Source organism: Aliiglaciecola sp. SL4 (genome assembly GCF_041538045.1).
Classification (GTDB): Bacteria; Pseudomonadota; Gammaproteobacteria; order Enterobacterales; family Alteromonadaceae; genus Aliiglaciecola.
This window is the reverse complement of the sequence record NZ_JBGOSE010000004.1, coordinates 145799-161517: the sequence shown is the minus strand read 5'-3', so window position 1 is coordinate 161517 and position 15719 is coordinate 145799. Positions and strand designations below refer to the sequence as shown.

The 15719-nt window shown below is 41.8% G+C and carries 16 protein-coding genes; 14 read left to right on the top strand and 2 right to left on the bottom strand.

Annotation, left to right across the window (positions count from 1 at the left end):
• The first annotated feature begins 371 nt into the window (after nt 1–371).
• Nucleotides 372–1877, top strand: a complete 1506-nt coding sequence (locus AB6T38_RS07820) for a S10 family peptidase (protein WP_372546764.1) — start codon at nt 372–374, stop codon at nt 1875–1877.
• On the opposite strand, the gene AB6T38_RS07815 is transcribed toward AB6T38_RS07820, so the two are convergent.
• On the bottom strand, nt 1864–2607 hold the full coding sequence (locus AB6T38_RS07815; protein ID WP_372546763.1) for a substrate-binding periplasmic protein: 744 nt from the start codon (nt 2605–2607) through the stop codon (nt 1864–1866). The two genes, AB6T38_RS07820 and AB6T38_RS07815, sit on opposite strands and share 14 nt — an antisense overlap.
• A 143-nt stretch (nt 2608–2750) precedes the next feature.
• Here AB6T38_RS07815 and prmA point away from each other — a divergent pair, with 143 nt between their 5' ends.
• The 7 genes from prmA (at nt 2751) to AB6T38_RS07780 (ending at nt 9940) form a co-directional block, all read left to right on the top strand.
• Nucleotides 2751–3629, top strand: a complete 879-nt coding sequence (gene prmA, locus AB6T38_RS07810; RefSeq protein WP_342805741.1) for a 50S ribosomal protein L11 methyltransferase — start codon at nt 2751–2753, stop codon at nt 3627–3629.
• Nucleotides 3630–4033: 404 nt separating this feature from the next.
• On the top strand, nt 4034–5026 hold the full coding sequence (gene dusB / locus AB6T38_RS07805; protein WP_372546762.1) for a tRNA dihydrouridine synthase DusB: 993 nt from the start codon (nt 4034–4036) through the stop codon (nt 5024–5026).
• Nucleotides 5027–5057: 31 nt separating this feature from the next.
• Nucleotides 5058–5351 carry a DNA-binding transcriptional regulator Fis gene (gene fis, locus AB6T38_RS07800; protein WP_040523552.1) on the top strand — a complete coding sequence of 98 codons (294 nt, stop codon included), beginning with the start codon at nt 5058–5060 and terminating at the stop codon, nt 5349–5351.
• 129 nt (nt 5352–5480) lie between these two features.
• The gene (gene purH, locus AB6T38_RS07795; protein WP_372546761.1) at nt 5481–7064 is read left to right on the top strand and encodes a bifunctional phosphoribosylaminoimidazolecarboxamide formyltransferase/IMP cyclohydrolase; all 1584 of its coding nucleotides are present in this window, start codon (nt 5481–5483) and stop codon (nt 7062–7064) included.
• Between the two features lie 987 nt (nt 7065–8051).
• Nucleotides 8052–8273, top strand: a complete 222-nt coding sequence (locus AB6T38_RS07790) for a hypothetical protein (protein WP_372546760.1) — start codon at nt 8052–8054, stop codon at nt 8271–8273.
• A gap of 139 nt (nt 8274–8412) precedes the next feature.
• Nucleotides 8413–9699: a phosphoribosylamine--glycine ligase gene (gene purD, locus AB6T38_RS07785; RefSeq protein WP_372546759.1), complete on the top strand. Its 1287-nt coding sequence runs from the start codon at nt 8413–8415 to the stop codon at nt 9697–9699.
• Nucleotide 9700: 1 nt separating this feature from the next.
• A complete protein-coding gene (locus AB6T38_RS07780) occupies nt 9701–9940 on the top strand; it encodes a VF530 family protein (protein WP_348491880.1) in 240 nt (79 codons plus the stop codon).
• Here AB6T38_RS07780 and AB6T38_RS07775 read toward each other — a convergent pair.
• Complete coding sequence (locus AB6T38_RS07775; protein WP_372546758.1) at nt 9917–10525, bottom strand: exonuclease domain-containing protein; 609 nt, start codon at nt 10523–10525, stop codon at nt 9917–9919. The genes AB6T38_RS07780 and AB6T38_RS07775 overlap by 24 nt on opposite strands.
• Before the next feature lie 74 nt (nt 10526–10599).
• Between AB6T38_RS07775 and AB6T38_RS07770 the strand changes: the two genes are divergently transcribed.
• From AB6T38_RS07770 to envZ, 6 genes are all read left to right on the top strand, one after another.
• Complete coding sequence (locus AB6T38_RS07770) at nt 10600–11034, top strand: ion channel (protein WP_372546757.1); 435 nt, start codon at nt 10600–10602, stop codon at nt 11032–11034.
• A gap of 23 nt (nt 11035–11057) precedes the next feature.
• On the top strand, nt 11058–11450 hold the full coding sequence (locus AB6T38_RS07765) for a hypothetical protein (RefSeq protein WP_372546756.1): 393 nt from the start codon (nt 11058–11060) through the stop codon (nt 11448–11450).
• Nucleotides 11451–11551: 101 nt separating this feature from the next.
• Nucleotides 11552–12454: a phosphoribulokinase gene (locus tag AB6T38_RS07760; protein WP_372546755.1), complete on the top strand. Its 903-nt coding sequence runs from the start codon at nt 11552–11554 to the stop codon at nt 12452–12454.
• Complete coding sequence (locus AB6T38_RS07755) at nt 12454–13437, top strand: Gfo/Idh/MocA family protein (RefSeq protein WP_372546754.1); 984 nt, start codon at nt 12454–12456, stop codon at nt 13435–13437. The genes AB6T38_RS07760 and AB6T38_RS07755 overlap by 1 nt, the downstream gene beginning before the upstream one ends.
• 147 nt (nt 13438–13584) lie before the next feature.
• Nucleotides 13585–14307 (top strand): two-component system response regulator OmpR, encoded by a 723-nt coding sequence (ompR, locus tag AB6T38_RS07750; RefSeq protein ID WP_372546753.1) that lies wholly within the window; start codon nt 13585–13587, stop codon nt 14305–14307.
• A 39-nt stretch (nt 14308–14346) separates the two neighbouring features.
• Nucleotides 14347–15639 (top strand): two-component system sensor histidine kinase EnvZ, encoded by a 1293-nt coding sequence (gene envZ / locus AB6T38_RS07745; RefSeq protein WP_372546752.1) that lies wholly within the window; start codon nt 14347–14349, stop codon nt 15637–15639.
• Nucleotides 15640–15719: the final 80 nt, after the last annotated feature.

Below are 15719 nucleotides of genomic sequence, written 5' to 3'. Positions count from 1 at the left end.
ACGAAGAACAACGATATAACAACGAACATGTAGATATTTAACGAGGTTTTCTTAGCTAGGCGAAGCATACCCTACTTTGAGATTCTGTCAAATTAAATATGTAAATTAATCCAATAAAATCTGGCATTTAATTTGTTATTGTACATTTTTAGTACAGAATCATTAGCATTCTCGAATTCGATTTTCACACTGAAATCGTACAATTAACGTTCTATTTGAAATCGCTAATTTTGAGTTATTGGCATCGATTTACCATTAGCATAGCGATTCTTAAGGTAAGCGAGTATTAACCATATCCAAATCTGATTTGGTTGGGTAAAATGTTTATCAAATAACATTTTTCAATAAAAAAAGATGGCAAGTAGAACGATATGAAAAAAATAATACTGATCCTCACCACAACGTTGTTTTTAACCTTGAATGCGGATGCGAAAGAAGAATCCGACAAAGAAATCAAGCAAATTCCTGAAGCACAGATGAGCGTAACCGAGCATAAAGGTAAATTTAATGGCACCAGCATTAAATATAAGGTTAGCGCTGGTGATAGTCATCTTTTAGATGCCAAGGGCAAACCTAAAGCCAGTATTTTTCATATCGCTTACACGCGCACAGACGTGAAAAATTCCGAATCTAGACCGCTATTATTTGTATTCAATGGTGGACCAGGCTCGTCATCTGTATGGATGCACATGGGCTTGTTTGGTCCAAAACGTGTGGTGTTACCTAGTGATGCAGAACAAGTAGGCGCTGCACCATTTAATCTAAAAGATAATCCGTTAAGTCTTTTGGATGTTGCAGATTTAGTCTTTATTGACCCCGTCGGTACTGGATTCTCAACGCCTCTTGGTGAGTATGAAGGTAAAGCGTTTTGGGGCGTTAAACAAGATGCTGAAATACTCGCTGAGTTTGTGCGCGTGTACATTACTGAAAACAATCGATGGAATTCACCTAAATATTTGGCCGGGGAAAGTTACGGTACCACTCGTGCTGGGGCTATGGTTAAGGAACTCCAAGAAGGTTGGGGGTCGATTGATTTAAACGGAATCTTACTGATATCTTCGATAATCGATTTTCAAACTGGTGACTTCACCGAAGGCAACGATCTACCTTACGTCACGTTTTTACCAACCTACGCTGCCACGGCTTGGTATCACAATAAAGTCCCGAATAAATCTAACTGGAATAGTTTGCAGGAATTCGTTGCTGAGACACGAGATTTTGCGCTAAATGAATACGCAACAGTGTTACTCAAAGGTGCTCTGGCTAAACCCGCAGAAATTGATAATGTTGTAAATAAACTGCATGCCTATACGGGGCTCAAAAAGCAGTACATTACACAATCTAAACTGCGCATTAATGAATTTTTGTTTATGAAAGAATTGATGCGAGATGAAGGTAAGGTTGTAGGTCGATTGGACAGCCGTTATCTAGGCGAAGACGCGAACATTGTCGTCGACCAGTTTGAGGCTGACCCAGCATCTTATGCCATTGATGGAGCCTACACAGCGGCGATACAACATTATTTTGCCAACGATATTAACGTTAAGCGTTCTGAGCCTTATCACGTATTGAGCGGCGAAGTATTTGTTAATTGGAATTGGCTATATGGTAATTCAGCGCGCAGTCAGGGATTTATTAACGTCACGCCGTTTATATCCAAAGGTATGCGTCAGAATAAGGACTTTAGAGTATTCGTTGCCAATGGCTATTATGATTTGGCTACACCATTTTTTGCCACTGAACACTCGATGAACCATCACGGAATAGATCTTAACCGTGTCACTATGAAATATTATGAGGCTGGTCACATGATGTATATACATGAACCATCGCTGAAAACCTTAGTGAATGATATTCGAGCTTTTATTCTTCCTTAGAAGAACCAATCGACGGATACCCAGTTGAAACGGCAGCGTTGTAGAATTGATATTTTTGAATTAGATGCGCATATCTTTCAGAAGAAAAATACACTACCAACGCTTTATCGAATTGTTCTTGAATTGTTGGCTCGATAAAACCAACACGATAGAGACTAGGTGAAAAAAGCTGATGAATGACCACAGGTTGTTCATCAACTTTACCTAATAATGTCCTATTTAAATGATTGAAGATATTTACATCCAGTACAATCGCTTGGGCTTTTTTGCTAAATAACAATTTCAGTTGGCGCGCCTGATCCGGTACTTCTCTGTAGTTAGGATTAGCCGAGGCCATTTTCAAAAAGCCATTACCTAAAAGCCTAAATGCCGACTGAAATCCAACGATTGATAAATTAGACATGTCTTGCACGTCAGTTAATTCGATTTGGGAAGCGGCCAATGTAACAACGACGTTCTGATATTGAATATAGGCTTTGGAAAGTGTCATTTGCTTGGCTTGACGTTTACTACTCAAAGTTGCTACGGCATCAATATTGGGCATATTAAGGGTGTCGTATGAACGACCGTAAGGAATTTGAATAAATTGAGCGTCATAGCCTATGCTTTTAATAACATCTCGTATCAACTCTATTTCAAACCCAGTTCTAGCATTATTCATCACATAAGGAGGCTTATCCCACCCTACTGCTACGAATAAGTTTTGCTGGGCTGCTACAAAGTTCGACACTATTAAATTCGTCAGACAAAACAGCGCTATAAAAATTCTATGGTTAACCATTAAAAGCACTAGATTCCGATTTAGTTGAAAATTAACAAGCCGATCTTTGTCTACCTTGATACTATTGTAAAATGACTTTATAGGAAACCCCGATGCCTTGGATTCAACTAATAATAGACACCCACGCTGAAAATGCGGAACAGATTGGCGACATGTTATCGGCCAATGGTGCGCAAGCTGTAACCTTTACTGACGCCAAAGATACACCAATGTACGAACCTAAACCTGGAGAGGTCATGTTATGGCCAGACACTCAAGTGATAGGCTTATATGACGCAGAGTTCGATATGCAGCGTGTTGTATCGCAACTTGAGAAGTCTAAGATTTTAGGAAAAGGATTTTCCCACAAATTAGATCAACTTGAAGACAAAGACTGGGAGCGGGAATGGATGGATAATTTCCACCCAATCCAGTTTGGCAAGCGGCTTTGGATATGCCCAAGTTGGCGAGACATCCCCGACCCAACAGCCGTAAACGTGATGCTTGACCCTGGACTTGCGTTTGGAACCGGTACTCACCCTACTACCTCTTTGTGTCTACAATGGTTAGACGCCCTCAGTTTGGAAGGTAAAACCGTGGTCGATTTTGGCTGCGGTTCGGGCATTCTGGGTATTGCCGCATTGAAATTAGGTGCAGAATCTGTAGTTGGTATAGATATCGACCCTCAAGCTCTTTTAGCCAGCAAAGATAACGCTGGGCGCAATGATGTGGCAGATAAAATAAGCGTATTCTTACCTAAGGATCAACCAGATTTGCAGGCAGATATCGTACTTGCCAATATCTTAGCGGGTCCGTTGAGAGAATTGCGCGAAGTGATTACTAACTATTGCAAATCAGGTGGCCTGTTAGTTTTATCCGGTATATTGGCCAACCAAGCTGAAGAAATAGACCAACTTTATTCGGCAGACTTTGATATGGAACCTATCGCCATCGAAGGTGACTGGGCCAGAGTATCAGGTAAGAAAAAATAATTTATTTAGATCAATTGAGGTTCAAGTTGGTTTTTAGCTAAATTTGAGCCGCAGCAATCCCTTTTAATCCCCCCTCGGGTTTCAAAAACGACTTTTTCAAAAATTTTTTAAAAATAAAATCAGACCGATTAGTCCACCCGAAGGATTTGTAACAAAACTTCACAAATTGATATGAAATAACATAAGGTTTTGTTTAACAAATAATATTTCTCCAAATCAATAGTTTAAAAAATAACTCAAAGACTGGTCAGTCCATGGAAAGCTATGTCTGTCAAGGCCTTGAACGCAAATAAATTATACTTTTGTTTAAAATTTAGCCTTTTCAAAACGTTCAAAAAACCGTAACATAGCGCCCGTTTTGACTAGCCGAACATTTATTGTTCAACAAAAGGGCCTATTAACTCATGCAGATTGGTCAATATGTATTAGACAATAATCTCATGTTAGCACCTATGGCAGGTGTTACTGATAGACCCTTCAGACAAATGTGTAAACATTTGGGTGCTGGGCTTGTGGTGTCAGAAATGCTGTCATCCAATCCTAAGGTTTGGAATACAGACAAATCAAAGCAACGGATGGATCATACGGGTGAATCAGGCATTCGCTCTGTACAGATCGCCGGCGCAGATCCACAGCTTATGGCTCAAGCGGCACAACTAAATGTTAGTAATGGCGCTCAGATTATTGATATCAATATGGGGTGCCCTGCTAAAAAAGTGAATAAAAAGATGGCTGGGTCTGCTTTATTGCAATACCCCAAATTGGTTGAAGAAATTATTCAATCAGTGGTTAATGCTGTCGATGTGCCTGTTACGCTGAAAATTAGAACGGGTTGGAACCAAGATAATCGGAACGGTGTAGAAATCGCGAAGATTGCCGAAAACAATGGTATCCAATCTTTGGCAGTGCATGGACGTACTAAAGCCTGCATGTACAAAGGCAATGCGGAATTCGAAACGATTGCTAAAATAAAACAATCAGTTTCAATACCTGTTGTTGCAAACGGTGATATCACCAGTGCTTTGAAAGCAAAAGAAGTACTGGATATGACCAATGCGGATGCATTGATGATAGGTCGTGGAGCCCAAGGTAACCCTTGGATATTTCGTGAAATATTACATTACCTGAACACCGGCGCAGAGCTTCCCGCGCCAACTATTGACGAAGTTCGTAGTGTTTTGCTTGAACACGTCAGTAATGTTCACCAATTTTATGGTGATTTTATGGGAGCCAGAATAGCCCGCAAGCATGTGGGGTGGTATTTAGCAGATCACGACAAGGAACGTGTATTTCGAGCTAAATTCAATTTAATCGAAGATGCTCAAGAGCAACTCGACCAATTGAATACGTATTTTGAAAAACTGGCAGAGTGTCATTCAATGTCACCTGCTGCTTAATTTTTTTTATCAACTAAAGAGCACGATGTTTATGTTCGATCAAAATGTGACTTCACCTTTCACTACTACAGTGACAACTCCATCTCAAACTCAAGCTCAAAAGCCTTTGAGAGATTCTGTTAAACAAGCTGTTAATAAGTATTTAAGACAGTTAGATAACACTGACGTTGAAAATGTTTATGAATTAGTTTTAGCTGAGGTGGAAGCGCCTTTATTGGAAGAGATAATGACTTTCACTCGCGGTAACCAAACTCGCGCAGCTATCATGATGGGTATCAACCGTGGTACGCTTCGTAAAAAGTTAAAGCAATACGGAATGAACTAATGATCGGGTTTTCCCACATTATGTTTTTAGTAACAATTTAATTTAAAGAGCACCTTATGGTGCTCTTTTTGTTTTCGCTACACCTGACTATTTGGTCAACTTAATCTTCACATAATCAAGAGTATAAGAATGACATCTGCTAAACCCATCCGCCGCGCCCTACTAAGTGTTTCAGATAAATCTGGCATCGTTGAATTTGCCACTTCCTTAGTTGAACAAGGAGTTGAACTGCTCTCCACAGGTGGCACTGCCAAATTACTTGCTGACGCAGGCCTTAATGTAACTGAAGTATCTGATTATACAGGTCACCCCGAAATTATGGCCGGCAGAGTAAAAACATTGCATCCAAAAGTTCATGGCGGCATTTTAGCTCGCCGCGGTACCGATGAAGCAGTAATGCAAGAAAATGACATTCAAGCAATTGATTTAGTTGTGGTTAATTTATACCCCTTCGCTGCGACTGTAGCCAATGAAGATTGCTCTTTAGAAGACGCCATTGAAAACATTGATATTGGTGGTCCCACTATGGTGCGTGCTGCGGCAAAAAACCACAAAGATGTGACCATAGTTGTGAATGCCAAAGACTATCAACGTGTATTATCTGAAATGGCCGAGAACAACGGCTCATTAACTTACAAAACACGTTTTGATTTAGCTATCGCAGCCTTCGAGCACACGGCAGAATACGACGGCATGATCGCCAACTATTTTGGTGCTCGTATTGATTCCGATTCTAGTGATGCTGATAGCGAGTACCCGCGCACTTTCAATATGCAGTTAAGCAAAAAACAAGATCTTCGCTATGGCGAAAACAGCCATCAGTCAGCTGCGTTTTATGTTGAAAATCAAATTCAAGAAGCCTCAGTCGCCACCGCTAAGCAACTTCAAGGGAAAGAGTTATCATTTAATAACATCGCTGATACGGATTCCGCTTTAGAGTGTGTAAAAGAATTTGAAGAACCCGCCTGTGTTATTGTTAAACACGCAAATCCTTGTGGCGTAGCCTTGGGTGCCGATATATTTACGGCATACGACCGTGCATACAAAACCGACCCCACTTCAGCATTCGGTGGCATTATTGCGTTTAACCGAGAATTAGATGCTAAAACCGCTCAAGCGATAGTGGATCGTCAATTCGTTGAAGTTATTATTGCTCCTAAAGTGAGTCAAGAAGCCATTGAAATAGTGGCCACCAAGAAAAACGTTCGTTTATTAGAATGTGGTGATTGGTTAGGTCAATTAACTGATGGATACGACTTTAAGCGTGTCAACGGTGGTTTGTTAGTACAAGAGCGCGATTTCGGGATGGTTGAAGAGCAAGACTTAACTGTTGTCAGCAAACGTCAACCCACAGCAGAACAGTTAAAAGACCTTATGTTCACTTGGAAAGTGGCTAAATACGTTAAATCAAACGCCATTGTGTACTGCAAAGATAGTATGACAATCGGTGTGGGCGCAGGGCAAATGAGTCGTGTCTATTCTGCCAAAATCGCAGGTATAAAAGCCGCAGATGAAAACCTTGAAGTAAAAGGTTCAGTAATGGCATCTGATGCATTCTTCCCATTCAGAGACGGTATCGACGCAGCAGCAGCGGCGGGAATAGTTGCAGTGATTCAGCCAGGTGGTTCAATGCGTGATAACGAAGTCATTGCCGCAGCAGATGAGCATGATATTGCTATGGTGTTCACTGGCATGCGTCATTTCAAACACTAAGCTTCTGTAAAAAACATAATCTTAAAATCCGGCTATCGCCGGATTTTTTTTGCCTCTAAAATATGTCCTTTTCTTAGTCCCCCTGTCGGCGGGTACTGTAGGCAGGTGCTTTAGTCCCGCGCAGGTTACGTGTGAGGCTTTTCACGGCCTGAAGCCCGTGCTACAAGGAAATAGATTAACCTGTGCTCCGCCTGTAGGCGGGTGCTTTAGCCCCGCGCAGATTACGAGTGAGGTTGTCCACGGGCTAAAGCCCGTGCTACAAGAAAATAGATGAACCTGTACATTGCCTGTAGGCGGGTGCTTTAGCCCCGCGCAGGTTACGTGTGAGGCTTTTCACGGGCTAAAGCCCGTGCTACAAGAAAATAGATGAACCTGTGCTTCGCCTGTAGACGGGTGCTTTAGCCCCGCGCAGGTTAGGTGTGAGGTTTGTCCACGGGCTAAAGCCCGTGCTACAAGGAAATATATAAACCTGTGCTTCGCCTGTAGGCGGGTGCTTTAGCCCCGCGCAGATTACGAGTGAGGTTTTTCACGGCCTGAAGCCCGTGCTACAAGGAAATAGATGAACCTGTGCTTCGCCTGTAGGCGGGTGTTGTAGTCCCGCGCAGGTTGGGTGTGAGGTTTGTCCACGGCCTGAAGCCCGTGCTACAAGGAAATAGATGAACCCGTGCATTGCCTGTAGGCGGGTGCTTTAGCCCCGCGCAGGTTACGTGTGAGGCTTTTCACGGGCTTTAGCCCGTGCTGCAGAAACCTAGATTGGCGGTTGAATCCCGTCTGCAGGTGTTCAATCTTCTGTAAACGGGACCGGATCGAAGAACTTTGCAAATGTCGCAGCTAAGTAGTATTTTTGACTAATTAATCGTACTAAAAACCAAAACAACAAAATGACCAATATGCAACCAACTGATTTTATTATAAATTTTAGTTGGTATTCAATTTGCTATTTATAAATTTAAAAGCACACAACGACAGTATCAAAGAGGAAGATATATGGACTTTTTACTAGTATTTGTTTTACCCATTGTTATTTTAGGGATGGTTTTTACGCATAAACAAAAAATGATGGATGCAAAAGTGAAATTAGAAGCAGGGTCGGACAATGTAACGGCTTTAGAAGCTGAATTAAAAGCAATTAAAGAACGCCTTAACACCCTTGAGGCTATTGTTACCGATGACAAATATCAGCTTAAGCAGGAATTTTCTAAATTATAATCTGCTAATTAATAACCTAGAAGCAAATTCACTATAAAAAGCGTGCAGTTAAACACGCTTTTTGCGCTTTTATTCTGTACAATCCCCACCATTATATAGCTCCATTCCATACTCAATCAGTTAATAAGATAATCGACTCATGAAAATACTTATCATCGGCGGCGGTGGTCGCGAACACGCTCTAGCATTCAAATCAGCTCAAAATGACTATGTAGAAACCGTTTATGTAGCGCCTGGGAACGCCGGCACCGCGATTGAAGATAAATTGGTCAATGTTGATATCCAAGCAGACGACGTCGACGGGTTACTGGAATTCGCAAAACAAAATGCTATTGATTTAACCATAGTAGGTCCAGAAGCTCCCTTGGTCATAGGCGTAGTTGATGCATTTCAAGCCAAAGGCTTAACCATTTTTGGGCCGACTAAGGCTGCGGCACAGTTGGAAGGCTCAAAAGCCTTTACTAAAGATTTTCTTGCCCGTCACAAAATCCCAACAGGTGACTATGAAAACTTTACTGAAATTGAACCTGCTCTGGCATATTTAAAACAAAAAGGTGCACCAATCGTTATTAAAGCCGACGGTTTAGCCGCGGGCAAAGGCGTAATTGTTGCTATGACTGAACAAGAAGCTGAAGATGCGATTCGTGATATGTTAGCTGGAAATGCTTTCGGTGACGCCGGTAGCCGTGTAGTTATTGAAGAATTTTTAGACGGTGAGGAAGCCAGCTTCATCGTAATGGTAGATGGTCAAAATGTCCTGTCTTTTGCCACCAGCCAAGATCATAAACGTGTAGGCAATGGCGACACTGGCCCAAACACTGGCGGCATGGGAGCGTACTCGCCGGCACCTGTGGTAACACCTGAAATCCATCAGCGAATTATGGACGAAGTGATTTATCCCACGGTGGAAGGCATGGCAAGTGAAGGCAATCCTTATTCTGGCTTTTTATATGCTGGATTGATGATTATGGCTGACGGTACCCCCAAGGTAATTGAATACAATTGTCGATTCGGCGACCCTGAAACTCAACCTATAATGTTGCGCTTACAATCAGACATTGTTGATCTTTGTTTGCAAGCCACGGCAGGCAAACTTGATGAAGCTAATATTGAATTTGACGCTAGAGCGGCAGTAGGCGTGGTGTTGGCGGCTGGTGGTTATCCTGGCAGTTATGCCAAAGGTGAAGAAATTCTAGGGCTTGATCTTGCCTCACAAATAGAAGGCAAGGTATTCCATGCTGGTACTAAATTAGTGGATAATAAAGTCACCACTAATGGAGGACGAGTATTGTGCGCCACCGCATTAGGAAATTCAGTCACAGAAGCACAAAAAAATGCCTATAATTTAGTGAATAAAATTAACTGGGACGGTATGTTTTATCGAGATGATATTGCCTATCGCGCCATTGCTAGAGAACAAGATTAAATTGGATACTAACGATAACAAACCAGGCAAACAGGGTGATCCGTTACACGGTATCACCCTGAAAAAGATGCTTGAAGAGCTACAAAAAGAATATGGCTTTGAGGGCTTGGGTTGGAGAATTAAGGTAAAATGCTTTATTGAAAATCCGAGTATGAGCTCTAGTTTAAAGTTTCTTAGAAGAACACCTTGGGCTCGTAAAAAAGTTGAAGAGCTATATTTATCTACGTTCTGTAAGAAGTAAATCATCGATAGTAAGCGCACGCTTACGTAGCCACATATCAAGGGTCGCAACCAAGCTTCGTACATCATAAAGCGCGTTGTGAATGTGACCTTGCAATGGTATTCCGTGGAAACTCGCCAACCCACCACTTGATTGCTCAAACCCCGGCAAACCTAAATTGCGAATAATAAGCTGCAAGTTGTGAAAACCGCATCGAAAATCAGGAAACTCTAAAGCATATAATTCACAGTTTTGTTGCAACACAGACAAGTCATTGCCCCATGAAAATATAGGGATATCACCTTGATTACAAAATAGATGAAATTGCTTTAATGCAGAGGCAAAATCGACCCCCATTTGCTCAATCGTAGTTTGTTCAATACCCGTTAAATCGATTATGTAATCACTAAGTTGAGGATTAATGGTAGGACGTACTAATTCATTGAAGCTAGCCAATGTTGTAGCCGAGTCACTGCTAATCCGCAATTTTACAGCAGCAATTTGAATGAGTTCCCGATGTTCCCAGCTTTCAGACCAATTACGCTGCTTAGAGCCCAACCAGGCGGTAAACTCCGTATCAAACAGCACACACTCAATAACTTGCATCAATTTCCACAAAGCATATTATTAGTTTAGTTATAAACTAATAATGTCGCACAAATGCTTAAAGTCAAATCATTATGTTAAATCAAATAGTTGTAGGTTCTATCATCATCATTTTAACAATTATTGTTCAAGTGATATTTTTAGGTATTTTATCCTCGAAGTTTGAGCTAATACGTCAATTAGAATCGAAAGATTATAAACATATGAAAAGCCCCATTATCATTATATTGTCAGTGTTATGGTTAGTGCTGGGCATCACTATCGATATGTGGATTTGGGCGTTTGCGTTCTTGTTTGTTGGTGAATTCAACGAGCTTGAAGAAGCCCTTTATTTTGCCATCGCCTCTTTTACTACCCTTGGTTTTGGAGATGTCATTTTAAGCCATCAGTGGCGAATTATGGGCGCACTAAGTGCGGTAAATGGACTACTGGTATTTGGCTTGAATGCCGCATTTTTAGTGGAACTAATGGGTATTACTTGGGGTAAATCCAGACATAAAAGAAAATAGACAGAAACTTAGGCTAAATTTAGATGCTAACTAAAACGTTATTTGAAACCTTTGCCGTTATAAAACCTAACCTTTCAATGGCCACAGAAGAGGTTACTGAACAGCTTTATAAACAACTAGATCAACAGTATGCGTCGTTTAAAAATCACTCATTAGTTGCTGCCCATACTTTTACCGAAAACTGGCAGAGCTGGGAAATGCACCCAGCTGGGGATGAATTAGTCGTTTTAATGTCTGGGCAATGTGAGTTAATTATTCGCATAGGAAACATCGATAAACATATAACACTTAAACAACAAGGTGACTTTGCGGTAATTCCCAAAGCCCACTGGCATACTGCTCATTGCGACAAACCAACAAATATACTATTTATAACACCCGGCGAAGGAACCCAGAATTCAAGCGCTCCAATCTAGCATCATTTACTTGTTGAATTAGATATTGTCAGCGTAAATGACTTGACCATTGAGCTCGCCTTGCTTATAACTAATGGTCCTTATTCCTCGAAACGTTCACTATGTCTGTAAAACACCCAATAATTGCAATAACAGGTTCCTCTGGAGCAGGTACAACTACGACAACTAATGCTATCAGGCATATTTTTCGTAATTTAGCTGTTAACGCGGCCTCTGTTGCGGGCGACAGTTTTCACCGCTTCACGCGACCGGAAATGGAAGTTGAGATACGTAAAGCCCAAGAGCAAGGTCGACACATTAGCTATTTTGGTCCAAGAGCTAACGACTTCATCATGCTCGAAAAGCTATTTGCTCAGTATGGTGAAACAGGTACAGGTCAGCACCGCCAGTATTTGCATACTTTCGACGAGGCAGTTCCATTTAATCAAATGCCAGGCACCTTTACGCCTTGGCAGGACCTTCCCGAAAACACTGACTTGTTGTTTTACGAAGGATTACATGGCGGGGTTACAACCCCAGAAGCGGATGTCGCTAAGCATGTTGATTTACTTGTGGGCATGGTACCTATTGTAAACCTTGAGTGGATTCAAAAGATTATTCGAGATACCACAGACCGCGGTCACACTCGAGAAGCAGTGATGAGCAGTATTGTGCGTAGTTTGGAAGATTATTTTCATTATATTACTCCGCAGTTTTCCAATACCCATGTGAATTTTCAGCGGGTCCCAACGGTCGATACCAGTAACCCCTTCAGCGCTCGAGAAATTCCCACGCAAGACGAGAGTTTTGTAGTAGTAAGATTTCGCCGCGAAATGAGAACCGTGGATTTTCCGTACTTATTAAAGATGATTGATGGCGCTTTTATGTCAAGAATCAACACCTTGGTGGTTCCTGGTGGTAAAATGGGATTAGCCATGGAGTTGATCTTGTCGCCATTAATTGAAGAGCTTTTAGAACGTAAACGCAAAGCGGGTTTTCAAATGGATTGGGTTAGCAAAGATTAATGGACAACCAATCTGACTCAATTCGTTGGGGAATGATTGGTTGCGGCAGTGTCTGCGAAAAGAAAAGCGGCCCTGCCTATCAGCAAACTACAGAATTCGAACTATACGGAGTATGCGCTCGCACACCAGGAAAAGCCCTAGAATTCGCGTCACGCCATAATATCCCTCATCATTATACCTGTGCTCAAGCTATGATTGATGATCCAAATATTGATGCCGTTTATATAGCTACACCACCAGATAGTCATTGTGATTTAGCATTAAAGGTCGCCAAAGCAAACAAAATTTGCTGCATTGAAAAGCCGATGGCGTTAAATTTCGCCGAAAGCAAAAAAATACAGAATGCCTTTGAATCTCAGGATCTTGCTCTTTTTGTCGCCTATTATCGACGCTCGTTACCAGGTTTTATAACACTCAAAAACATCATCGAGAGAGGCTTAATTGGTGATGTTAGGCATGTATCTTGGCAATACAGCCGCTTTCCATCTGCTAAAGATTTAAGTCAAACTCCTAACTGGCGTACCGACAAAAATGTTGCCCTTGGGGGATACTTTGACGACTTGGCTAGTCACGGATTAAATATCATGACGTTTTTGCTGGGGCCAGTAAAACAAGCCCAAGGAATTTGCAACAATCAACAGGGGTTATACACCGCCCACGACGCCATCGTTGCCAACTTATTGTTCGAATCTGGTGTAACTGGCACTGGCAACTGGAACTTCGGTGGTCATATATATCAGGACAAAGTACAAATACTCGGTAGTAAAGGTCATCTAGAGTTTGCTATTTTTGGTGACAACCCAGCAACTATTTATACAGACAAGGGCTGCGAAACCATAGCTATGCCTACACCTGATCCAATTCAAGGCCCGTTTGTGCAAGCCATAGCTGAGCATTTAAAGGGGGGAAATAGCCATCCCAGCCAAGCTGCTAGCGCCAGCCATACCAATTGGATCATGGACAAAATATTGGGTGTGTTGTAACAAGGTTTTTATTAAATGTTGTTTATACGGCGTATCACAAACAATTTGTAACACTCCACATAACATTGTTACTTAGCTAATCTTTTGAATTCCCTAGTATTCATTTATAGTGGTGTGATTAACGAGTATTTCCTTTTGAGGGTCGACATGGGACAAGAAACACAGAAAGTATTGGTTGTTGATGATGATATGCGCCTACGTAGTTTGCTAGAACGCTACTTAGTAGAACAGGGCTATCAAGTACGTTCAGCTGCCAACTCTGAGCAAATGGATCGTTTTTTAGAACGCGAGAATTTTCATTTGTTAGTGCTGGATTTAATGTTGCCAGGTGAAGATGGCCTCTCAATTTGTCGACGTCTACGCCAAAAAGAAAATGAAATTCCAATTATAATGTTGACCGCTAAAGGTGATGAAGTAGACCGCATCATTGGATTAGAAATGGGCGCTGATGACTACCTGCCTAAACCCTTTAACCCCAGAGAACTGCTGGCCCGAGCTAAAGCCGTACTACGTCGTAAAACTAACGAAGCCCCTGGTGCTCCCTCTCAAGAGATGCAGATTGTGGAATTTGGTAAGTATAAATTGAATCTTGCCACCCGCGAAATGTTTGCAGACGGGGAAGCCCTTACCTTAACCAGTGGCGAGTTTGCGGTATTAAAATCCTTAGTCACCCACCCTAGAGAGCCGCTATCAAGAGACAAACTAATGAACTTGGCCAGAGGCCGTGATTACAGTGCATTAGAGCGTAGCATTGATGTGCAAGTATCGCGTTTACGTAGGATGCTTGAAATCGATCCTGCCAATCCCCGTTATATTCAAACTGTTTGGGGATTAGGGTATGTATTTGTACCCGATGGCGAAGCGCAATAAATGTGTTTACGTCAAGTTAGTTAGGTTGAATCAAAGCTGGTGAGAATCTTTCCTAAAAGTGCATTTGGACAAACCGTCTTATTAATTGGTGTATTGCTGCTGATTAACCAAGTGGTGTCCTATCTATCAGTCACTTACTATTTTATCCGGCCTAATTATCAACAGATAAATTCATTAATCGCCAAGCAAATTAACATGGTGTTTCTGGATGAGGTCGATTACCTCAATCCGCAAACCCAAAGTCACATTTTTGATGCTACAAATATTCGCATATACAGCGAAAAACAAGCTGTGGAAAGTGGATTGCAACAAGCTATTTATTACCAATTTTTCTCTCGTCAGATTTCCGATTTACTCGGTGGAGAAGCAGACGTTAGGATCTCAGCCTCAGAACCTTTCTTAATTTGGGTAAATCCACCACAAGATCCAAACGTGTGGATATCCATTCCCATGGCTAGTTTTAGCGAAGGGGATATTTCCCCCCTTACCATTTATTTGATCGTCATCGGTATTTTGAGTGTCGCTGGCGGATGGATTTTTGTGCGACGCTTAAATAAACCCATTCACGCCTTACAAATGGCAGCGTTAGAAGTAGCCAAGGGAAAGGTCCCGGCACCATTAAAAGAACAAGGGGCAAGTGAGTTAATTGCGGTCACCAGCGCGTTTAATCAAATGTCGAAGGGCATTAAGCAGTTAGAAGATGACCGCGCGCTATTAACTGCGGGGATTTCCCATGATTTGCGCACCCCTTTAACGCGCATACGATTGGCAACGGAAATGCTGCCCGACGAACAGCTATGGATAAAAGATGGTATCGTCCACGACATTGAAGACATGAACGACATAATCGATCAGTTTATTCATTATGTGCGTCAAGATACTCGAGAGCGTCGTGAAATGTTGTCTTTGAACGAGTTGATTGAAGATGTTGTCCACGCTCGTAATATTCAAGAAAATTACCACATCGATACGCAATTAACTGAACTACCTATGGTGATGATAAGACGGATTGCAATCAAACGAGTGTTAGATAACCTCATTGAAAATGCCTTTCGTTATGGCAGTGAAAACATCCTGATTACTAGCTATCATGATAAGCGTAATAAACAGGTGTATTTTGAAGTCCGAGATTACGGCCCTGGCATCCCCACAGAAAATATTGAAGACTTGTTTCAGCCATTTACCCAAGGTGATAAAGCCAGAGGTAGTGGAGGTTCAGGACTCGGTCTAGCCATCATCAAACGGATTGTTAGTCTACATAGAGGCAAAATCGAACTGAGTAACCATCCCCAAGGCGGCTTAGTGGCCAGAGTGTCATTGCCGATTAGTTAATGTCATTAACTTTAAAACTTCAGTAAATCTACCACTCTTATCCTGTTTGATGTTCGCCGCTTGACAAAAACACAGCGTAG